Source organism: Kitasatospora sp. NPDC015120 (assembly GCF_043080305.1).
In the GTDB taxonomy this organism is placed as follows: Bacteria; Actinomycetota; Actinomycetes; order Streptomycetales; family Streptomycetaceae; genus Kitasatospora.
In genome coordinates, this window is sequence record NZ_JBIBVJ010000024.1 from 1 (window position 1) to 20482 (window position 20482).

The window sequence follows — 20482 nt, forward strand, 5'->3', positions numbered from 1 at the left end:
GGGGGGTTGGGGGGGGGGGGGGGGGGGGGGGGGGGGGGGGGGGCGCCCCCCCCCCCCCGGGGGGGCCCCCCCGCCCCTGCGCGGGTCACGTCAGGAGTAGACCGGGCCGGTGAACTTCTCGCCCGGGCCGGCGCCCGGCGCGTCCGGGACGAGCGAGGCCTCGCGGAAGGCCAGCTGCAGCGAGCGCAGGCCGTCGCGCAGCGGCGCGGCGTGGAAGTTGCTGATCTCCGGGGCGCCGGCGGTGACCAGCCCGGCCAGCGCGGTGATGAGCTTGCGGGCCTCGTCGAGGTCCTTGTCCTTCTCGCCGCCCTCGGCGAGGCCGCACTTCACGGCGGCGGCGCTCATCAGGTGCACCGCGACGGTGGTGATCACCTCGACGGCCGGGACCTCCGCGATGTCCCGGGTGAGGTCGTCGAAGCCGATCGCCTCGTCGTCCGCGGCGGGGGTCTGGGTGGGCTCGCTGCTCAAAGGGGGCTCGTTCCGTCGTGCCGGTGTCCGTACAGAGGGAGCGTACAAGCCGGGGCGCGCGGGGGCGGAATAGCGTTCGACCCCCCGGCGCTGTATGCTTCGAGACTGACCGGCCAGACGTCCTCACGGAGGTCCGGCCAGCAAGTGGAGGCTCCACCCAGGAGGCCCGAGAGGGCAACCGCGAAAGTCTCCCACCCGATCGGCCTCGCGGTCGACGGGTCCGGTCCGCGACGGGCGCCCAGTGCGCCGACGGTCGCCGCAGCGCCCCTCACCGGGTGCCGCCCCCGGTTGTGTGGAGCCCCGCTTGTACCGAGCGGGGCTTTTTTCGTGTCGCGGTGTGAACGGCCGAACGGAGCCGGGTACAGCGCAGCACGAATGAAGCCCCGCCCAGTGGTCGAGTCCACTACGTGCGACCGCCGTCCGACGGCCGCATCGCAGAAGGTGCAACCGAGGAGGCCCCATCAGCACCGAGCCCCGCATCAACGACCGGATTCGCGTCCCCGAGGTGCGACTCGTCGGTCCCAGCGGCGAGCAGGTCGGCATCGTGCCGCTTGCCAAGGCGCTGGAGCTCGCGCAGGAGTACGACCTCGACCTGGTCGAGGTCGCGGCGACCGCCCGGCCGCCGGTGTGCAAGCTCATGGACTACGGCAAGTTCAAGTACGAGTCGGCCATGAAGGCCCGTGAGGCGCGCAAGAACCAGGCGCACACGGTCATCAAGGAGATGAAGCTCCGGCCGAAGATCGACCCGCACGACTACGACACCAAAAAGGGTCACGTCGTCCGGTTCCTCAAGCAGGGCGACAAGGTCAAGATCACGATCATGTTCCGCGGTCGTGAGCAGTCCCGCCCCGAGCTGGGCTTCCGTCTGCTCCAGCGGCTCGCCGACGACGTCCAGGAGCTGGGCTTCGTCGAGTCCTCGCCGAAGCAGGACGGCCGTAACATGATCATGGTTCTCGGCCCGCACAAGAAGAAGACCGAGGCGATGGCCGAGGCCCGCGCCGCCGCGGACGCCCGCAAGGCCGAGCGCCAGGGCCGGACCGTCGGCTCCGATGCCGCCACTGCCGAGTCCGACGAGCCTGTCGAGGCCCAGGACGCCGCCGACGAGGCGGAGGCCCCCGAGGCCGCCGCTCCGGTCGAGCAGCCGGCCGAGGCCTCCCAGGGCGCCTGACCCCCGGGTCAGGAAGCCCGGGAGACCGGCCACCAGGGTGACGGGGCGTCCCGCCCGGTCACCGCAGATCCATCCTTCACGCCCGCGCGGCGCACACCGCGCGGGCGTGGACGGACCGACGAGGAGATACGGCGAAATGCCGAAGCAGAAGACGCACAGTGGCGCCAGCAAGCGCTTCAAGATCAGTGGCTCTGGCAAGGTGCTGCGCGAGCGCGCCGGCCGCCGCCACCTCCTGGAGCACAAGCCCTCGACGCTGACCCGCAAGCTGGCCGGGACGATCGAGCTGGCCCCCGCCGACGCCAAGAAGATCAAGAAGCTTCTCGGCAAGTGATCGCCCTCCCGCCCGGCGCGAGCCGCGTGCGGGGCAGCTGATCCTTCCCGACCCATTCGAATGACGGACCACGTGAAGCAGTCCGTGGTCCAACTCAAGGAGTAATCAAGTGGCACGCGTCAAGCGGGCAGTCAACGCCCACAAGAAGCGCCGGGTCATCCTGGAGCGCGCCAGCGGCTACCGCGGCCAGCGCTCGCGCCTGTACCGCAAGGCCAAGGAGCAGGTCACCCACTCGCTGGTCTACAACTTCAACGACCGCAAGAAGCGCAAGGGCGACTTCCGTCAGCTGTGGATCCAGCGCATCAACGCTGCGGCCCGTGCCAACGGCATCACCTACAACCGCTTCGTGCAGGGCCTGAAGGCCGCCAGCGTCGAGATCGACCGCAAGATGCTGGCCGACCTGGCCGTCAACGACCCGGGTGCGTTCGCCGCCCTGGTCGAGGTGGCCCAGAAGGCGCTGCCGGCCGACGTGAACGCCCCGAAGGCCGCCGCCGACGCCGCCTGATCTTCCGAGATCGGTCGGGCTCTGACCGGACCCGCAGGCTCGCCTGCGGGTCCGGTCCTGCTTTGACCCCGTCCTTCAGCGCCTCCAGAGAACGAGACCATGCCGAGCACCGACACCCCCCTGCTGACCTCCCTGCGCTCGCCGCGCGTCGTCGCCGCCCGCCGGCTGGCCAAGCGCAACCAGCGCACCAAGGAGCGCCGCTTCCTGGCCGAGGGCCCGCAGGCGGTCCGGGAGGCCGTCGCCTTCGGCAGGCTGCCGGGCACCGGCGAGCACGCCGTGGTCGAGGTCTACGCGACGCCGGAGGCCGCCGAACGACACGCCGGCATCGTCCGGGCGGCCCTGGACGAGGGGCTGCCGGTGCTGACCGCCACCGACGAGGTCATCGCCGGGATCTGCGACACCGTGACCCCGCAGGGCATCGTCGCGCTCTGCCGCTTCATCGACACGCCCTTCGCCGACGTCCTCGCGGCCCGCCCCCGGCTGGTCGCCGTGCTCGCCCACGTGCGCGACCCCGGCAACGCCGGCACCGTGCTGCGCACCGCCGACGCGGCCGGCGCGGACGCCGTGGTGCTCACCGACGCCTCCGTGGACCTCTACAACCCGAAGGCCGTGCGGGCCTCGGTCGGCAGCCTGTTCCACCTCCCGGTCGCCGTGGGCGTGCCTGTCGAGGAGGCGATCGGCCGGCTGCGCGAGGCCGGGGTGCGGGTGCTCGCCGCCGACGGCGCGGGGGAGCGGGACCTCGACCGGGAACTCGACGAGGGCACCCTCGGCGCACCGGGCGCATGGGTGTTCGGCAACGAGGCGTGGGGGCTCCCGGAGGAGACCCGCGCACTGACCGACGAGGTCGTGCGCGTGCCGATCCACGGACACGCCGAGAGCCTCAACCTGGCCACCGCCGCCGCCGTGTGCCTCTACGCCTCGGCCCGCGCCCAGCGCTCGCCCGGCGGGTGCCGCGCCGTGGGGTGACCCGTGCGCTGACCCGTGCCGGCAACTCGCCGCGGGCCCTATTACGCGAGGCTGCGAGGCGCTAGGGTCTGCCTCGGTGGGGGGAAAGACACGGTGGGTAATCGGGGAGGACACCCATGGTCGGCAGCGGGCCAGAGCTCGACCCGGACGACCTGCCGGACGGCCTGGTGGTGGCCGACGCCCTGGGCCTGGTGGTCCGCTTCAACCGGGCCGCCGCCCGGCTGACCGGCGTCGCCCCGGAGGACGCGCTCGGCAGCGCCCTGGAGGACGTCCTGCCGCTGGAGGACCTCGACGGCCGCCGCTGGTGGCAGCTGACCGACCCGTACGGCGGCCTGGCGGTGCGCACCGGCCAGCCGGAGCGCAACCTGCTGCTGCCCGGCGGGCGCGAGGTGCTGGTCTCCGCCCGCTACGTCCGCGCGCGCCCCGGGGGCCCGCTGGAGCGGCTGGTGATCGCCCTGCGGGGCACCGAGGCGCGCCGGCGCACCGAACGCAGCCACGCCGAGCTGATCGCCACCGTCGCGCACGAGCTGCGCTCGCCGCTCACCAGCGTCAAGGGGTTCACCGCGACCCTGCTCGCCAAGTGGGAGCGGTTCACCGACGGGCAGAAGCGCCTGATGCTGGAGACCGTGGACGCCGACGCCGACCGGGTCACCCGGCTGATCGCCGAGCTGCTGGACATCTCCCGGATCGACGCCGGCCGGCTGGAGCTGCGCAAGCAGGTCGTCGACCTGGCCGCCGCCGTGCGCCGGCACGTCGAGCGCAAGGTGGCCACCGGCCTCGCCGAGGAGCGCTTCGACATCCGGGTCAGCGAGCCGCTCACCGTGCTGTGGGCCGACCCGGACAAGGTCGACCAGGTGCTCGCCAACCTGCTGGAAAATGCCGTGCGGCACGGCGAGGGAACTGTCACCATCGAGGTGGCACCGGCCAAGGAGGTCGTCGAGGCCCCCGTCTGGGAGCGCCCCGGCACCCCGCCCCGCATCGTGGAAGGCACAGCGGTCACCGTGAGCGACGAAGGCAGCGGCATCCCGGAGGAAGCGGTGCCGCGCGTCTTCACCCGCTTCTGGCGCGGCTCCAAGCGCGGCGGCACCGGGCTCGGCCTCTACATCGTCAAGGGCATCGTGGAGGCCCACGGCGGCTCGATCCGGGTCGACCGCGCACCCGGCGGCGGCGCCCGGTTCCGATTCATCCTGCCCGCCGGGATCCCCGACTTCATGCTCTGAACGAGCACGGACGACGAGCACCGCCCGTCGTGGCCGGCCCCCCGGACGGGCTTGACGGCCGCCGCGCTACGCGCTGCGACTACACTCGACCTTTGGCGTTGTGGAACGCCCCGCGCGGCCGCGCCGCGGACACCCCGCCTCCCCGGTTCGGAGAACGGCTGCCCGTGCCCCGGCCACGCCGGGCGTGACGCGAAGGCACGAGCCCCTTACCTGAGCACGGACGAGCAGGAGCACGGGAAAGATAGAGATGTCGGCACCCAACAAGTCGTACGACCCGGTCGAGGTCGAGGCCCTCAAGCCCGAGGTGGTGGAAGCGGCCCGGGACGAGGCCGTCGCCGCGTTCGCCGCCGCCACCAGCCTCGACGAGCTGAAGCAGGCCAAGGTCGCCCACACCGGCGACCGCTCCGCCCTGTCCCTCGCCAACCGCGAGATCGGCGCCCTGCCCCCGCACGCCAAGGCCGCCGCCGGCAAGCTGATCGGCCAGGCCCGGGGCGCCGTCAACCAGGCGCTCGCCAAGCGGCAGGCCGAACTGGAGGCCGAGCGGGACGCCCGCGTACTGGTCGAGGAGGCGGTGGACGTCACCCTGCCCTACGACCGCACCCCGCGCGGCGCCCGCCACCCGCTGACCACACTGGCCGAGCGCATCGAGGACACCTTCGTCGCGATGGGCTACCAGGTCGCCGAGGGCCCCGAGGTCGAGGCCGAGTGGCTCAACTTCGACGCCCTCAACCTGGGCCCGGACCACCCGGCCCGCTCCATGCAGGACACCTTCTTCGTCCAGGCCCCGGACGGCTCCGCCGACTCGGGCGTGGTGCTGCGCACCCAGACCTCCCCGGTCCAGGCCCGCACCCTGCTCGACCGCGAGCCGCCGGTCTACGTGGTCTGCCCCGGCCGGGTCTACCGCACCGACGAGCTGGACGCCACCCACACCCCGGTCTTCCGGCAGGTCGAGGGCCTGGCGGTGGACGAGGGCATCACCTTCGCCGACCTGAAGGGCACCATCGAGCAGCTGGTCTCGACCCTCATCGGCGACGGCCTGGAGCTGCGCTGGCGGCCCTCCTACTTCCCGTTCACCGAGCCGAGCGCCGAGATCGACCTGCAGTGCTTCGTGTGCCGCGGCGCGTCGGTCGGCAACCCGGACCGCCCCTGCCGCACCTGCGGCTCCGAGGGCTGGATCGAGCTCGGCGGCTGCGGCGTGGTCAACCCGCGGGTGCTCGTCGCCTGCGGCGTGGACCCCAACCGCTACAGCGGGTTCGCCTTCGGCCTGGGCCTGGAGCGGATCCTGATGAACCGTCACAACGTCGCCGACATGCGCGACATGGTCGAGGGTGACGTGCGCTTCACCCTCCCGTTCGGGATGGAGATCTGATGCGCGTCCCGCTTTCCTGGCTGCGCGAGTACGTCGACCTGCCGGCCGGCGAGACCGGCCGCGACGTGGCCGAGCGGCTGGTCCGCGCCGGCCTGGAGGTCGAGACCGTCGAGCAGCTCGGCGGCGACCTCAAGGGCCCGCTGGTGGTCGGCGAGGTGCTCTCCATCGAGGAGCTGACCGGCTTCAAGAAGCCGATCCGGCACTGCTTCGTCAACGTCGGCGACGCCAACGGCACCGGCGAGCCGCAGGAGATCGTCTGCGGCGCCAGCAACTTCGCGGTCGGCGACAAGGTCGTCGTGGTCCTGCCCGGCGCCGTGCTGCCCGGCCCGTTCCCGATCTCCGCCCGCAAGACCTACGGCCAGACCTCGGCCGGCATGATCTGCTCGGCCCGCGAGCTCGGCATGGGCGACGACCACGACGGCATCATCGTGCTCCCGCCCGAGTACGAGCCCGGCACTGACGCGATCGAGCTGCTCCAGCTCGTCGACGAGGTGCTCGACATCGCCGTCACCCCGGACCGCGGCTACTGCCTGTCCATGCGCGGCGTGGCCCGCGAGGCCGCCGCCGCCTACGGGCTGCCGCTGGCCGACCCGGCGCTGCTCGACGTGCCGCCGGCCAACTCCTTCGGCTACCTGGTCAAGGTCAACGACCCGGCCGGCTGCGACCGCTTCGTGGCCCGCACCGTCGTCGGCCTCGACCCGGCCGCCAAGTCCCCGATCTGGCTCCAGCGCCGGCTGCAGAAGGCGGGCATCCGCCCGATCTCGCTCGCCGTCGACATCACCAACTACGTGATGCTGGAGGTCGGCCAGCCGCTGCACGCCTACGACAAGCAGCGCGTCGACGGCCCGATCACGGTCCGCCGGGCCGAGGAGGGCGAGAGCCTCACCACCCTCGACGGCGTGAAGCGCAAGCTGTCCGCCGAGGACCTGCTGATCTGCGACAACAGCGGCCCGATCGGCCTGGCCGGCGTCATGGGCGGCGCCTCCACCGAGATCCTCGACCCGGCCGCCGGCCCGGGCACCACCGAGGTGATCATCGAGGCCGCGCACTTCGACCCGGTCGTCATCGCCCGCGGCGCCAAGCGGCACAAGCTGCCCTCGGAGGCGTCCAAGCGCTTCGAGCGTGGCGTCGACCCCGAGGCCGCCCGCGCCGCCGCGCAGCGCGCCGTCGACCTGCTGGTGCTGATCGCCGGCGGCACCGCCGAGGCCGGTGTCACCGACATCGCCGCCCCGCACCCGGTGCGCACCATCACCATCGCCGCCGACCTGCCCGACCGGGTCGCCGGCACCGAGTACGGCCGCGAGACCGTCACCCGGCGCCTGCAGGAGATCGGCTGCTCGGTCGCCGGCGCCGACGTCCTGGAGGTCACCCCGCCGACCTGGCGCCCCGACCTCACCGACCCGTACGACCTCGCCGAGGAGGTCATCCGGCTGGAGGGCTACGACAACGTCCCCGCCCGGATGCCCACCGTCCCGCCGGGCAGGGGCCTGACCGAGGCCCAGCGGATGCACCGCCGGGTCGGCGTCGCGCTGGCCGGGGCCGGCTACGTCGAGGTCAACAACTACCCGTTCGTCGGCGAGGCCTCCTTCGAGGCGCTCGGCCTGGAGCCGGAGGACCGGCGGCGGACCACCGTCACCCTGGTCAACCCGCTCAACGACGAGGAGCCGGGGCTGCGCACCACGCTGCTGCCCGGCCTGCTCGGGGCGCTGCGCCGCAACGTCGGCCGCGGCAACACCGATCTGGCGATCTTCGAGACGGGCACGGTGTTCCTGCCGAAGGACGAGCGCTCGGTCGCCCCGCGCCCGGCCGTCGACCGCCGGCCCAGTGACGAGGAGCTGGCCGCGCTGGACGCCGCGCTGCCGCACCAGCCGCGCCGGGTCGCCGTCGCGCTGGCCGGCGAGCGGCTGCCGTCCGGCTGGTGGGGCAAGGGCGCGCCGGCGGTCTGGGCCGACGCGGTCGAGGCCGCCCGTACGGTGGCCCGCGCCGCCGGGGTCGAGCTGACCGTGCGCCAGGGCCGGCTGATGCCGTGGCACCCGGGCCGCTGCGCCGAGCTGGTGGTCGCCGGTACCGACCGGGTGGTCGGCCACGCCGGTGAGCTGCACCCGCGCGTCGTCAAGGCGATGAACCTGCCCGAGCGCACCGGCGCGATGGAGCTGGACCTGGACCTGCTGGCCGCCGACGGCGCCGTGCGGGTCGACGGTCCGGCGGTGTCCGGCTTCCCGGTGGCCACCCAGGACGTCGCGCTGATCGTCGACGCCGGGGTGCCGGCCGCCGACGTGGAGGCCGCGCTGCGCGCCGGCGCCGGCGAGCTGCTGGAGGCGATCCGGCTGTTCGACGTCTTCACCGGCGAGCAGGTCGGCGAGGGCAGGAAGTCGCTGGCGTACGCGCTGCGGTTCCGCGCCGCGGACCGCACGCTGACCGCCGACGAGGCGAGCGCCGCCCGCGAGGCGGCCGTCGCCGAGGCCGTCGCCCGCACCGGCGCGGTGCTGCGCGGCGCCTGAGGCACCCGGGCGTCCGGACGCGCGTGACGCGTCCGGCGCGCCGACGGAAGGGCCCCGGCCGGATCCCCGGCCGGGGCCCTTCCGCGTGTCTTTGCGGGCAACCCCCTTGCGCCGGGCCCGACGTGAACGCTTCAATCAAGTTAGGAAACTTTCCTAACCCTCTCTCAGGAGTCCGGCCGCCCCCATGTCCGGACCAGGGAAACGGAGCGTCAGATGCGTCCCCAGCACCGCACCGCCCGCACCGCCCGCCTCGCCCTCGCCGCCCTGCTGGTCGCCGCCCCGGCCACCGTCGCGGCCGCCGGCACCGTCCACGCCGCCCCCGCCGCCGGCACCGTCCGGCTCGCCGCCGTGGGTCTGGACGACCCGCACAAGAAGGACATCGCCATGCAGCTGGTGTCCAGCGCCGAGAACTCCTCCCTCGACTGGAAGGCCCAGTACAAGTACATCGAGGACATCAACGACGGCCGCGGCTACACCGCCGGCATCATCGGCTTCTGCTCCGGCACCGGCGACATGCTCGACCTCGTCGAGCACTACACCGACCTGAAGCCGGGCAACGTCCTCGCCAAGTACCTGCCGGCGCTGCGCAAGGTCAACGGCACCGACTCGCACTCCGGCCTCGGCTCCGCCTTCGAGCGCGACTGGGCCACCGCCGCCAAGGACACCGTCTTCCAGCAGGCCCAGAACGAGGAGCGCGACCGGGTCTACTTCAACCCCTCGGTCACCCAGGCCAAGGCCGACGGCCTGCGCGCGCTCGGCCAGTTCGTCTACTACGACGCCATCGTCATGCACGGCCCCGGCACCAGCTCCGACAGCTTCGGCGGGATCCGCGCCGCCGCCCTGAAGAAGGCCAAGTCCCCCGCCCAGGGCGGCGACGAGGCGGCCTACCTGAAGGCCTTCCTGGACGCCCGCAAGGTCGTCATGAAGCAGGAGGAGGCCCACGCCGACACCAGCCGGGTCGACACCGAGCAGCTGGTCTTCCTCAACGCCAAGAACTTCGACCTCAACCCGCCGCTGAAGTGGAAGGTCTACGGCGACAGCTACGTCATCAACAGCTGACGCGGGGCCGGTGCGCCGGGGGCCCGGGAGCCGACTGCGGCTCCCGGGCCCCGACGCGTCCGCCCGGCGCCGGGCGCCGCAGGTCAGGCGGTGGCGGTGTAGTCGTAGAAGCCGCGGCCGGACTTGCGGCCCAGCAGGCCCGCGTCGACCATCCGCGACAGCAGCGGGGGAGCGGCGTAGAGCGGCTCCTTGTACTCGTCGTACATCGACTCGGCGATCGAGACGATGGTGTCCAGGCCGATCAGGTCGCACAGCCGCAGCGGGCCCATCGGGTGGGCGCAGCCGGCCTCCATGCCCTTGTCGATGTCGGAGGCGGTCGCCACCCCGGACTCGAACATCCGCACCGCCGAGAGCAGGTACGGCACCAGCAGCGCGTTCACCACGAAGCCGGCCCGGTCGCGGGCGCGGATCGGGGCCTTGTGCAGCACCTCGGTGGCGAAGGCCTCGACCCGGTCGGTGGTGGCGGCCGAGGTGGTCAGGGTCGGGATCACCTCGACCAGCTTCTGCACCGGCGCCGGGTTGAAGAAGTGCAGGCCGATCACCTGCTCCGGTCGGGAGGTGGCGGCGGCCAGCTTCACGATCGGGATCGACGAGGTGTTCGAGGCGAGGATCGCGTCCCGGCGCTCCACCACCCGGTCCAGCGTCTCGAAGATCTTCACCTTGACGTCCTCGCGCTCGGCGACCGCCTCGACCACCAGGTCGCGGTCGGCGAAGTCCGCCAGGTCGACGGTGAACGCCAGGCGGCCCAGCGCCTCGTCGCGCTGCTCCGGCGTCAGCTTGCCGCGCTTGACGGCGGTGTCCAGCGAGTTGGTCAGCCGGGCGCGCCCGAACTCCAGCGCCTCCCCGCTCGCCTCGGCGACCAGGACGTCCAGCCCGGCCCGGGCGAACACCTCCGCGATGCCCGACCCCATGAGTCCGCAGCCGATCACTCCGACGCGCGCGATGTCACTCACTCAGTTGCCCTTCGGTGGTGCTGGGGGTCACCCAGCGACAAGTGGCCCAGCTGCTGCTGTCCGGCGGTTCGGGAGCACCGGTATGTGCGGACCGGTGCACCGCCCCGACGACGTTACTACTCCCTACCGGCCAGTAGGTCATCCCCTCCCCGGCGGAGGCACCGCGCGGCGCCTTCCCCCGAACGGGTGGGCCCGCCCGCGTCGCGGGCGTTCACCCGCGCCCGCGCGGCCCGCCGGGGGACAGAATGCGGGGCCGGACCGCGGGTGGTCACGGACGGACGGAGGGAGCACGGCATGCCGACGGGATCGCTCACGGGGCAGGTCGCCCTGGTCACCGGCGCCGGCCGCGGCATCGGCCGGGAGCTCGCCATCGGCCTGGCCGCCGAGGGGATGGCGGTCGGCCTCGTCGGCCGCACCCAGGAGACGCTCACCGACACCCTCAAGGAGTGCGTGCGGCACGGCTCGCGCGGCGTCGCCGTCGCCGCCGACGTCACCCGCCCCGGCTCGGTCCGCGAGGCCGTCCGGGTCGTCGAACGCGACCTCGGCCCGGTCGACCTGCTGGTCAACAACGCCGGCCAGGTCGACCACGCCGAGGTCCCGCTCTGGGAGACCGACGTCAACCAGTGGTGGCAGGTCGTCGAGGTCAACCTGCGCGGCCCCTACAACCTGCTGCGCTGCGTCCTGCCCGGCATGGTCCGCCGCCGCCGCGGCCGCGTCGTCAACCTCAACTCCGGCTTCGCGCTGCGCCCCGACGGCCACTACACCGCGTACGCGACCTCCAAGGGCGCGCTGCTCCAGCTCTCCGACAACATCGCCGACTCCCTCGCCGAGCACCACGTGGTGATCCTCGACATCAGCCCCGGCGCCGTCGCCACCGACATGACCGCCGGCATGCCGATGTTCCGCGACACCACCACCTGGGGCTCCATCCCGTACATGGTCGCGGTCACCGTGGACGCCGCCCGCGGGCGCTTCGACGCGCTGCACGGGCGCTTCCTGCACGCCGGACGGGACAACCTGGAGGAACTCGTCCGCCACGCGGAGCGGATCCGCGAGACGGACGCCCGCACCCTGCGGCTGCGCCCGTACGGGCCCGACGACCCGATGGTCTGACCGCGTCCGGCCGCGTCCGGCCGCGCACGGGACGCGCGACGCTCACCGCGTACGCCATGCTCACAGCGCGCGCAGCGCCGCCAGCTCCGGTCCGGTCAGCGAGCCCGGCGCCCGGCCGGTGCGGGCGAACTCCCCGGCCAGCCGCTGCAGGGCCTCGTTGAGCGGCGCCGCCACCCCGTGCAGCCGGGCCAGCAGCACGATCTCGCCGTTCAGGTGGTCCGCCTCGATCGAGCCGGTGCCGCGGGCCAGGCTCTGCCAGGACGACGAACCGGCCCGCCCCTCGCCGGCCACCGGCTCCAGGCGCAGCGATGCGCGCACCGTGCGGGCCTGCTCGGCCGGGTCCCGGTGGGCGACGCCGGCGGCCGCCAGCACGGCGACGCCCTCCGCGGTCACCCGCTCCCGCAGCTCGCGCAGCACGGCGTCCCCGGTGCCCGAGGCCACCGCGTCCAGTGCGTTGCCGAGGTTGCCGAGCAGCTTGGTGTACTTCCAGCCCATCACCTCGGCCTCCACCGGGGCGCTGAAGCCCGACCCGGCGAGGTCGGCGGCGATCGCGGCGGCCCGCGGCCCTCCGGTGCCGGACGGGTAACCGCCCAGCCGCAGCACCCCGCTGACCGGTGTGCCGCCCGCGCTCACCCGGCCCGGCTCCAGATGGGTGGACGGCATCCACACGCACATCGCCAGCACCTCGCGGAACAGCCGCAGCGCGAGCCGCTCGTTCTCCACCCCGTTCTGCGCGCACACCACCGGCAGCCGCTCGGCGGCCGTCCCGCCCCCGGCCACCGGGCGCGGCGCCCACGCGGCCAGCGCGGCGGCGGTGTCCTGCGTCTTGACGGCGAGCACCAGCACGTCGTCCGCCCGCAGCGCCACCTCCTGCGGCCCGCCGGCCACCGGGACCCGCAGCGTCCGCACCCCTTCCGGCGTGCCGAACCGCAGGCCCCGTGCGCGCAGCGCCTCCAGGTGCGCGCCGCGCGCCACCAGGACCACCTCGTGCCCGCCCTCGTGCAGCCGGGCCCCGATCGTGCCGCCCACCGCACCCGCCCCGACGATGATGTAGCGCATCCCCGAAGCATGTCACGGGCCCCGCGCGGGCCGTCAGGCGAATAGGCGGCTCGCGGTCACCGGGCTGAGGCCGGCCTTGCCGAGGCCGTCGAGGATGCCGGGCAACGCGTCGACCGTGCAGCGGTGGCCCAGGTGCAGGGCGACCACCGAGCCGCCGCGCACCGAGCCGAGCACCCGGCGCTGCAGTTCGGCGGCGCTCGGGTCGGCGTAGTCGCGCGGGTCCACGTCGAACGAGAGCACGTGCTCGTACCCGACCGCCTTCGCCTGCTCGCGCACCATCGGCGTCGCGTACTGGGCGGCCGAGGGGCGGAACCAGCGGCCGATCGAGCCGGTGAGGCGCTGCAGCCGCTCCGCACACTGGGCGATCTCGGCGCGCGCCCGGTCCGGCGTCATGGTGGAGATGTTCTGGTGGTTCTGGGTGTGGTTGCCCAGCTCGTGGCCGCCGTCCAGGATCCGCCGGGCCATCTGCGGCTGCTGGTCGAGCCAGCTGACGACGACCATCACGGTGAGCCCCGCCCCGCGCTGCTCGGCGATCTCCAGCAGGGCGGTGGCGAGCGCGGGGTCGCCGCTGCCGTGGAAGGTCAGCGCGACGCCGCGGCCGGAGCGCGGCCCGTACGCGACCTCGACCGGGGTGCCCGGCGCCAGCGGCGGCAGCACCGGCGGGGTGGGCGGCGTGTCGGCGGCGGGCGTGGCGGCGGGCGGGGTGGAGGCGGCGGCCGGGCTCGCGACGGGCTCCGGCGAGGCCGGTCCCTCGCCGCCGGCCCAGGCCGGGTCCACGGTGCCCGACGGGTCCACCGGCCCCGGGCGCACGGCGAACGCCCCCGGATCGGCCCGGCGGCGGCCGGTGTCACCGCAGGCGGTGAGCAGGCCGCCGACGGCGGTGAGGGCGGCCAGGGTGACGGTGGTGCGCAGGACGGTGCGCCGGTCGGCAGTCATCGGCAGCCAGCATAGAGACGCCGCCACCGGGCGGCGACCGCCGGGCGTGGCGGTCCGGGCCGCCCCGCGGGCGGGTGTTGACGTGCACACACGCCATTGTTCGGATGCTGCGGAAACCTGAACTTCCGCTGTTTCCGCGGGGTTTCGTCGGTTACGATCACGGCGCACCGTGCGGTGGGGGCCGCTGCCGGCAGTCCGCCGGGCGCGGGGCAAGGGGAACAGGAACCGTTCGGCGGCGAACAGCTCCGGACGCAGCGGACACCAGGGGGCGGAAGATGAGCGAGGACAGCGCGGTGGTGTACGGCGGCACCGGCACCGACTGGGAATGGGCGCGCGCCGACGACTGGCAGCCGCCGACCGAGCTCGACACCGGGGTCCCGCACACGGCCCGGATGTACGACTACTACCTCGGCGGCAAGGACAACTTCGAGGCGGACCGCAAGGCCGCCGAGGCCGCCATCGCCGCTTATCCGGCGCTGCCGCTGCTGGCCCGCACCAACCGGGAATTCCTCGGACGCGCCGTGGAGTTCGCGGCCGGCCGGGGCATCCGGCAGTTCCTCGACATCGGCACCGGGATCCCCGCCGTCGGCTCCACCAGCGAGGTCGCCCGCCGGGTCGCCCCCGACGCCAGGGTCGTCTACGTCGACAACGACCCGATCGTGGCCACCCATGCGCGCGCCCTGCTCTCCGGGCACCCGGCCGGCCACACCTCGGTCATCGAGGCGGACCTGCGCGATCCGGAGTCGATCCTCGCCCACCCGGCCCTGAGCGACGCGGTGGACCTCGGCGAACCGGTCGCCCTGATGCTGGTCGCCGTCCTGCACTTCATCCGCGACGAGGACGGCGCCGAGCGGATCGTGCGCACCCTGCGCGACGCGCTCGCGCCCGGGAGCGCGCTGATCCTCTCGCACGGCAGCCCCGACTTCGCCTCCCGGGAGAGCGCCGCCGAGGGCACCCGCGTCTACCGCAGCGCCAGCGCGCCGCTGGTGCTGCGCCCGCGCGCGGCCGTCGAACCCTTCTTCGGGGACTTCGAGTTCGCCGGCCCCGGCCTGGTCCAGCTCCCGCTGTGGCGCCCCGACGCCGGTCACATCCGCACCGCCGACCTCCCCGAGGGCTGGCAGGACGTCTCCGCCTACGCGGGTGTCGCCTTCAAGCGCGGCTGACCGCGCACCCCGCCCCGGTCCACGAGGTCGCCGGGCCGCTCCTCCGCCGGTGCGAGGAGTCCGGGGCGGCGGCGGAGCGGGAGGCGGTGCTGTCCGGCGCCGCCACCCGCGACTCCGGCGAGGCCGTGCACCGGGAGGAGCCTCTCCGCACCCGCCCGCCGCACCGGCGGGCCGGGCGGGAGGGGAAAAACCGGGCGACGGGCGGGGGCGGGCGGTGTTAGCTTGCCGGGCATGCGTGCACTGAACGACCCCGAGATCCGCGCGTCCTTCGTCAACTGCTCCAAGGGCGAGGCGCGCCGGCTGAACCTGCCCCGGGGGCTGGCCGAACTCCCCTGGGAGAACCTGGACTTCCTCGGCTGGCGGGACCAGGGCGCACCCGACCGGGCCTACCTGGTCGCCGAGCACCGCGGTGAGCTGGTCGGCGTCACCCTGCGGGTGCCCTCGTTCCGGCGCAGCCTGACCAAGACCAATGTGTGCTCGCTGTGCGTCACCGCCCACGCGGGCTCCGGCGTCGCGCTGCTCACCGCCCGCCGGGCCGGTGCGGCGGGGCGGGAGGGCAACAGCGTCGGCAGCTACATCTGCGCCGACCTCGCCTGCTCGCTCTACGTGCGCGGGCTCAGGAAGTCCGCGTCGGTCACCCGGCCCAACGAGTCGCTCCCGGTGGAGGAGCAGATCGCCCGCACGGTGGCCAACCTGGACGCCTTCCTGACCCAGGTGCGCAGCGAGGCCCCGGTCGCCTGAGCGGTCCTCCCGCGGGCGGGCCCGGCGGCGCGGTGCGCCGCCGGGCCCGTTCTCCGTGCCGCGGTCAGGCCCAGATGGACAGGCGGGCCGTGAACGGAGCGAAGTCGAGGACGTCGCAGAAGTACGAGACCGCCGCGCCCCGGGCCACGTACGCCTGGCCGGCGGCGTGACACGCCGCGCCGCTCGGGTACATGCCGACGTACACGTAGCCGGTCGTCCTGGTGGTGGACGCCTGGGCGGCCGGGGCGGCCATCAGACCGCCCGCCGCGAGCAGTCCAGCCAGGGCCATGGTGGAAACCGCCTTGCGCAATGCCATGCCGGTGCCTTCCTCGGACGTGAGCGCCGGACTGCCCGCCCGGCGCTTCGCAGCGAGTGTTCTCCGACCTCCCGACCGGGGCAATGGTCGAGACCAATTCGGCAGGAACCTGCCGTGGCCTTGCGGGACGTGCCACCGGAGGGTTCACCGGCGGCGCAGTTCGTCCATCTCACGGCGGTCGCGCTTGGTCGGCCGCCCGGCGCCCCGGTCGCGCACGCCCGGGGCGGCGACGAGCTCGCGCGCCGGCCGTGGCGGGGTGTTGTCCACCAGGCACTCCGCCGCGACGCCCGCGCCGACCCGCTTGCGGATCAGCTTCGTCACCACCACGACCCGCTCCCAGCCCTCCAGGCGCACCCGGACCTCGTCGCCCGGCTTCAGCGCCTGGGCCGGCTTGGCCCGCTCGCCGTTGACCCGCACGTGCCCGGCCTTGCAGGCCGCCGCCGCGGCCGACCGCGTTTTGGCCAGCCGCACCGACCAGATCCAGCTGTCCACCCGGACGCTTCCCTCGTCTTCGACCATCCTCCGAGCTTAGAGCCTCCCTCAGCGCCGCCCGGGTGCCTCCTGCACGGCCCAGCCGTTGCCGTCCGGATCGCTGAAGAAGACGAACGAGTTCCACAGCTCGCCGCGCCCGTCCACCCGGTCGCCGTCCTCGAAGTGCTGCACCGGGCTCACCTCCACGCCGCGCGCCACCAGCTCCGCGTGCGCCCGGTCGATGTCCGGCACCACCAGCTGCAGCCCCTTCAGCGAGCCCGCCGGCGCGTCCGTCAGCCCCGTGCCCAGCACGATCGAGCAACTGGAGCCGGGCGGCGTCAGCTGCACCACCCGCACCCCGTCCCGGATCCGGCTGTCGTGGTCGACGGTGAAGCCGGCCTGCTCCTCGTAGAAGAGCTTCGCCCGATCGACGTCCGTGACCGGGACCACCACCACTTCGAGCTTCCAGTCCATGGCTGCGCCCCTTCCGTCGGGCCCTCCCAGTATCGGCCGCCGCCCCGCCCCGCGCGCGGGCGCCGGTGGGCCGGCCCGCGCCGGTCGGCTAGCCTGGGCGGCGATGAACCACCTCGCCACCACCGCCGCCGCGACCCCCTTCCCGACCCCGTGGGGCACCCTCGACCTCACCCGTCACCCCGAGGACCCGCGTGAGCGGCTGCGCGCCTGGGACGCCGCCGACGCGTACCTGCTGCGGCACCTGGCCGGCGAGAGCGACTCCGCCGAGGGCCGGCCCACCGCCCTGGCCGGGCGCGCCGTCACCGTCCTCGGCGACCGCTGGGGCGCGCTGACCACCGCGCTCGCCACCGCCCCCGCCGCCGACGCCCCCGCCGGGATCACCCAGATCAGCGACTCGCACCTCGCGCGGCGCGCCACCGAGGCCAACCTCGCCCGGGCCGGCGCCGGACCCGCTGCCGCCCGGCTGCTCACCACCCGGGACACCCCGCCCGGGCGCACCGACGTCCTGCTGGTGCGCGTCCCCAAGAGCCTCGCCCTGCTGGAGGACCAGCTGCACCGGCTCGCCCCGGCCCTCCACCCGGAGACGGTGGTCCTCGGCACCGGCATGACCACCGAGATCCACACCTCCACCCTGCAGCTCTTCGAGCGGATCCTCGGTCCCACCCGCACCTCGCTCGCCGTCCGCAAGGCCCGGCTGATCCTGTGCACCCCCGACCCGGCGCGCGAGCCCGGCCCCAACCCCTGGCCGCACCGCTACGCCCTGCCCGCCGGCATCGGCCCCGTCTCGGGCCGCACCGTGGTCAACCACGCCGGCACCTTCTGCGCCGACCGCCTGGACATCGGCACCCGCTTCCTCCTCGCCCACCTGCCCACCGCCGCCCCCGGCGCCCGCGTCGTCGACCTCGGCTGCGGCAACGGCGTGGTGGGCACCGCCGCCGCCCTCGCCGCCCCCGGCGCCGAGCTGGTCTTCGTCGACGAGTCCCACCAGGCGGTCGCCTCCGCCGAGGAGACCTTCCGCGCCAACCTCGGGCCGGACGCCCCCGCCGCGTTCCTCACCGCCGACGCGCTCGACGACGCCGGGGTGCCGGCCGGCTCGGTGGACCTCGTCCTCAACAACCCGCCGTTCCACTCCCACCAGGCCACCACCGACGCCACCGCCTGGCGGATGTTCACCGGCGCCCGTCGCGCGCTGCGCCCCGGCGGGGAGCTGTGGGTGGTCGGCAACCGCCACCTCGGCTACCACGTCAAGCTGCGCCGCCTGTTCGGCAACTGCCGGACGGTCGCGGGCAATCCGAAGTTCGTGGTGCTCAGGGCCGTCAAGCGCTGAGCACCCCGGGGCCGCCCCCGGGCCGGGGCGGTCCCGCGCATACTCCTTGCATGAATGTTCCGTGCTGCGTATATTCATGCCACAACGAAGGAGGAACGCCATGGCATTGCGAGTCGCCGTCGCCGGCGCGAGCGGGTACGCGGGCGGTGAGGTGCTGCGCCTGCTGCTCGGCCACCCCGAGGTGGAGATCGGGGCGCTGACCGGCGGCTCGAACGCCGGCACCCGCCTGGGGCTGCTCCAGCCGCACCTGCTGCCGCTGGCCGACCGGGTCCTGGAGCCGACCACCCCGGAGGTGCTGGCCGACCACGACGTGGTGTTCCTGGCGCTGCCGCACGGCCAGTCCGCCGCCGTCGCCGAGGCGCTCGGCGAGAACGTGCTGGTCGTCGACTGCGGCGCCGACTTCCGGCTCAAGGCCGCCGCCGACTGGGAGCAGTTCTACGGCTCCGCGCACGCCGGCACCTGGCCCTACGGCCTGCCCGAGCTGCCCGGCCACCGCGCCGCGCTCAAGGGCAGCAACCGCATCGCCGTCCCCGGCTGCTACCCGACGGCCGTCTCCCTCGCCCTGTTCCCCGCCTACGCGGCAGGCCTGGCCGAGCCCGACGCGGTGGTGGTCGCCGCCTCCGGCACCTCCGGCGCCGGCAAGGCCGCCAAGACCCACCTGCTCGGCAGCGAGGTGATGGGCAGCGTCAGCGCCTACGGCGTCGGCGGCGTCCACCGGCACACCCCGGAGATGTCCCAGAACCTCACCCCGCTCGCGGGCGAGCCGGTCACCGTCTCCTTCACGCCCACCCTGGTCCCGATGCCGCGCGGCATCCTCGCCACCTGCACCGCCAGGGCGAAGCCCGGCGTCACCGCCGGGGAACTGCGCGCCGCCTACGCCGAGGCGTACGGCGACGAGCCGTTCGTGCACCTGCTGCCCGCGGGCCAGTGGCCGCAGACCAGCAGCGTCTACGGCTCCAACGCCGCCCTGGTGCAGGTCACCCTGGACGCGGCCGCCGGGCGGATCGTGGCGATCAGCGCGATCGACAACCTGGTCAAGGGCACCGCCGGCGGCGCGGTGCAGAGCATGAACATCGCCCTCGGACTCCCCGAGGAGCTGGGCCTTCCCGTGAACGGAGTCGCACCGTGACCGACCACCAGAACGTCGGCGTCACCGCCGCCCGGGGCTTCCGGGCCGCCGGCGTCACCGCCGGGATCAAGGCCTCCGGCACCCCCGACCTCGCGCTGGTCGTCAACGACGGCCCCTCGCTCGCCGCCGCCGGCGTCTTCACCTCCAACCGGGTCAAGGCCGCCCCCGTGCTCTGGTCCGAGCAGGTCCTCAAGGGCGGCACGGTCTCCGCCGTCGTCCTCAACTCCGGCGGCGCCAACGCCTGCACCGGCCCGCTCGGCTTCCAGGACACCCACGCCACCGCCGAGAAGGTGGCCGGCGAGCTGAAGCTCAACGCCGGCGAGGTGGCCGTCGCCTCCACCGGCCTGATCGGCGTGCGCCTGCCGATGGACATCCTGCTGCCCGGCGTCGCCACCGCCGCCGCCGCGCTCAGCACCACCGGCGGCGAGCAGGCCGCGATCGCCATCAAGACCACCGACACCGTGCACAAGACCGCACAGGTCACCAGCCCGGCCGGCTGGACGGTCGGCGGCATGGCCAAGGGCGCCGGCATGCTCGCCCCGGGCCTGGCCACCATGCTGGTCGTGCTCACCACCGACGCCGACGCGGACGCCGCCGCCCTGGACGCGGCGCTGCGCGGCGCCACCCGCACCACCTTCGACCGGATCGACTCCGACGGCTGCATGTCCACCAACGACACCGTGCTGCTGCTCGCCTCCGGCGCCAGCGGCACCGTCCCGGACGCGGCCGAGTTCGACGAGGCCGTGCGCACCGTCTGCGCCGACCTCGCCCGCCAGCTGATCGGTGACGCCGAGGGCGCGAGCAAGGACATCCGGATCGACGTCACCGGCGCCGCCACCGAGCAGGAGGCCGTCGACGTCGCCCGGGTGATCAGCCGCAACAACCTCCTCAAGTGCGCCATCCACGGCGAGGACCCCAACTGGGGCCGGGTGCTGGCCGCGATCGGCACCACCGACGCCGCCTTCGACCCCGACCGCCTGGACGTCGCCATCAACGGCGTCTGGGTCTGCCGCGACGGCAGCGTGGGGGAGGACCGCGACCTCGTCGACATGACCGGCCGCGAGGTCGTCATCACCGCGAACCTCAACGCGGGCGGGGCCGGGGCCAGTCTGTGGACCAACGACCTCACCGCCGACTACGTGCACGAGAACAGCGCCTACTCCACCTGACAGCCGCCATCAAGCCGGGGAAGCAGAACAGTGCAGATCGCACC

The 20482-nt window shown here is 74.1% G+C and carries 21 protein-coding genes; 14 read left to right on the forward strand and 7 right to left on the reverse strand.

Going from position 1 to position 20482, the window contains the following annotated elements; genetic code table 11:
• Window positions 1-90: 90 nt before the first annotated feature.
• A complete protein-coding gene (locus ACF1AK_RS31855; RefSeq protein WP_391502310.1) occupies window positions 91-468 on the reverse strand; it encodes a DUF1844 domain-containing protein in 378 nt (125 codons plus the stop codon).
• A gap of 460 nt (window positions 469-928) precedes the next feature.
• Between ACF1AK_RS31855 and infC the strand changes: the two genes are divergently transcribed.
• The 8 genes from infC (at window position 929) to ACF1AK_RS31895 (ending at window position 9587) form a co-directional block, all read left to right on the forward strand.
• Window positions 929-1636 (forward strand): translation initiation factor IF-3, encoded by a 708-nt coding sequence (gene infC, locus ACF1AK_RS31860; protein WP_391502384.1) that lies wholly within the window; start codon window positions 929-931, stop codon window positions 1634-1636.
• Between the two features lie 136 nt (window positions 1637-1772).
• The gene (gene rpmI, locus ACF1AK_RS31865) at window positions 1773-1967 is read left to right on the forward strand and encodes a 50S ribosomal protein L35 (protein ID WP_045701618.1); all 195 of its coding nucleotides are present in this window, start codon (window positions 1773-1775) and stop codon (window positions 1965-1967) included.
• Window positions 1968-2076: 109 nt separating this feature from the next.
• Window positions 2077-2472 carry a 50S ribosomal protein L20 gene (gene rplT / locus ACF1AK_RS31870; protein ID WP_030395970.1) on the forward strand — a complete coding sequence of 132 codons (396 nt, stop codon included), beginning with the start codon at window positions 2077-2079 and terminating at the stop codon, window positions 2470-2472.
• Between the two features lie 99 nt (window positions 2473-2571).
• Entirely contained in the window at window positions 2572-3438 is an 867-nt protein-coding gene (locus ACF1AK_RS31875; protein WP_391502311.1) for a TrmH family RNA methyltransferase, read from the forward strand.
• A gap of 116 nt (window positions 3439-3554) precedes the next feature.
• The gene (locus tag ACF1AK_RS31880) at window positions 3555-4658 is read left to right on the forward strand and encodes an ATP-binding protein (protein ID WP_391502312.1); all 1104 of its coding nucleotides are present in this window, start codon (window positions 3555-3557) and stop codon (window positions 4656-4658) included.
• Between the two features lie 247 nt (window positions 4659-4905).
• Entirely contained in the window at window positions 4906-6027 is a 1122-nt protein-coding gene (gene pheS / locus ACF1AK_RS31885) for a phenylalanine--tRNA ligase subunit alpha (RefSeq protein ID WP_376087377.1), read from the forward strand.
• On the forward strand, window positions 6027-8528 hold the full coding sequence (gene pheT, locus ACF1AK_RS31890; protein WP_391502313.1) for a phenylalanine--tRNA ligase subunit beta: 2502 nt from the start codon (window positions 6027-6029) through the stop codon (window positions 8526-8528). The genes pheS and pheT overlap by 1 nt, the downstream gene beginning before the upstream one ends.
• Window positions 8529-8741: 213 nt before the next feature.
• Window positions 8742-9587 carry a chitosanase gene (locus tag ACF1AK_RS31895; protein ID WP_391502314.1) on the forward strand — a complete coding sequence of 282 codons (846 nt, stop codon included), beginning with the start codon at window positions 8742-8744 and terminating at the stop codon, window positions 9585-9587.
• 83 nt (window positions 9588-9670) lie between these two features.
• Here the strand turns inward: ACF1AK_RS31895 and ACF1AK_RS31900 are convergent, their stop codons facing one another.
• On the reverse strand, window positions 9671-10540 hold the full coding sequence (locus tag ACF1AK_RS31900) for a 3-hydroxybutyryl-CoA dehydrogenase (RefSeq protein ID WP_391502315.1): 870 nt from the start codon (window positions 10538-10540) through the stop codon (window positions 9671-9673).
• 294 nt (window positions 10541-10834) lie between these two features.
• On the opposite strand from ACF1AK_RS31900, the gene ACF1AK_RS31905 reads away from it, so the two are divergent.
• The gene (locus ACF1AK_RS31905) at window positions 10835-11653 is read left to right on the forward strand and encodes an SDR family NAD(P)-dependent oxidoreductase (protein ID WP_391502316.1); all 819 of its coding nucleotides are present in this window, start codon (window positions 10835-10837) and stop codon (window positions 11651-11653) included.
• 60 nt (window positions 11654-11713) lie between these two features.
• On the opposite strand, the gene ACF1AK_RS31910 is transcribed toward ACF1AK_RS31905, so the two are convergent.
• Both ACF1AK_RS31910 and ACF1AK_RS31915 read right to left on the reverse strand, forming a co-directional pair.
• Complete coding sequence (locus ACF1AK_RS31910) at window positions 11714-12712, reverse strand: ketopantoate reductase family protein (RefSeq protein ID WP_391502317.1); 999 nt, start codon at window positions 12710-12712, stop codon at window positions 11714-11716.
• A gap of 33 nt (window positions 12713-12745) precedes the next feature.
• The gene (locus ACF1AK_RS31915; RefSeq protein WP_391502318.1) at window positions 12746-13648 is read right to left on the reverse strand and encodes a polysaccharide deacetylase family protein; all 903 of its coding nucleotides are present in this window, start codon (window positions 13646-13648) and stop codon (window positions 12746-12748) included.
• Window positions 13649-13923: 275 nt separating this feature from the next.
• Here ACF1AK_RS31915 and ACF1AK_RS31920 point away from each other — a divergent pair, with 275 nt between their 5' ends.
• Window positions 13924-14811 (forward strand): SAM-dependent methyltransferase, encoded by an 888-nt coding sequence (locus ACF1AK_RS31920; RefSeq protein ID WP_391502319.1) that lies wholly within the window; start codon window positions 13924-13926, stop codon window positions 14809-14811.
• A 231-nt stretch (window positions 14812-15042) separates the two neighbouring features.
• A complete protein-coding gene (locus ACF1AK_RS31925) occupies window positions 15043-15552 on the forward strand; it encodes an FBP domain-containing protein (RefSeq protein ID WP_391502320.1) in 510 nt (169 codons plus the stop codon).
• 64 nt (window positions 15553-15616) lie between these two features.
• On the opposite strand, the gene ACF1AK_RS31930 is transcribed toward ACF1AK_RS31925, so the two are convergent.
• The 3 genes from ACF1AK_RS31930 to ACF1AK_RS31940 all read right to left on the reverse strand — a co-directional run bounded on the left by ACF1AK_RS31930 (window position 15617) and on the right by ACF1AK_RS31940 (window position 16813).
• Window positions 15617-15868, reverse strand: a complete 252-nt coding sequence (locus tag ACF1AK_RS31930) for a hypothetical protein (protein ID WP_391502321.1) — start codon at window positions 15866-15868, stop codon at window positions 15617-15619.
• A gap of 144 nt (window positions 15869-16012) precedes the next feature.
• Window positions 16013-16387 carry an RNA-binding S4 domain-containing protein gene (locus ACF1AK_RS31935; RefSeq protein WP_391502322.1) on the reverse strand — a complete coding sequence of 125 codons (375 nt, stop codon included), beginning with the start codon at window positions 16385-16387 and terminating at the stop codon, window positions 16013-16015.
• A gap of 21 nt (window positions 16388-16408) precedes the next feature.
• On the reverse strand, window positions 16409-16813 hold the full coding sequence (locus ACF1AK_RS31940) for a VOC family protein (RefSeq protein WP_380293250.1): 405 nt from the start codon (window positions 16811-16813) through the stop codon (window positions 16409-16411).
• A 103-nt stretch (window positions 16814-16916) separates the two neighbouring features.
• Here ACF1AK_RS31940 and ACF1AK_RS31945 point away from each other — a divergent pair, with 103 nt between their 5' ends.
• From ACF1AK_RS31945 to argJ, 3 genes are all read left to right on the forward strand, one after another.
• Window positions 16917-18140, forward strand: coding sequence for a methyltransferase (locus ACF1AK_RS31945; RefSeq protein WP_391502323.1), 1224 nt, complete (start codon window positions 16917-16919; stop codon window positions 18138-18140).
• Window positions 18141-18240: 100 nt separating this feature from the next.
• On the forward strand, window positions 18241-19269 hold the full coding sequence (gene argC / locus ACF1AK_RS31950) for an N-acetyl-gamma-glutamyl-phosphate reductase (protein WP_391502324.1): 1029 nt from the start codon (window positions 18241-18243) through the stop codon (window positions 19267-19269).
• A complete protein-coding gene (gene argJ, locus ACF1AK_RS31955) occupies window positions 19266-20438 on the forward strand; it encodes a bifunctional glutamate N-acetyltransferase/amino-acid acetyltransferase ArgJ (protein ID WP_391502325.1) in 1173 nt (390 codons plus the stop codon). Before argC ends, argJ begins: the two co-directional genes overlap by 4 nt.
• Window positions 20439-20482: the final 44 nt, after the last annotated feature.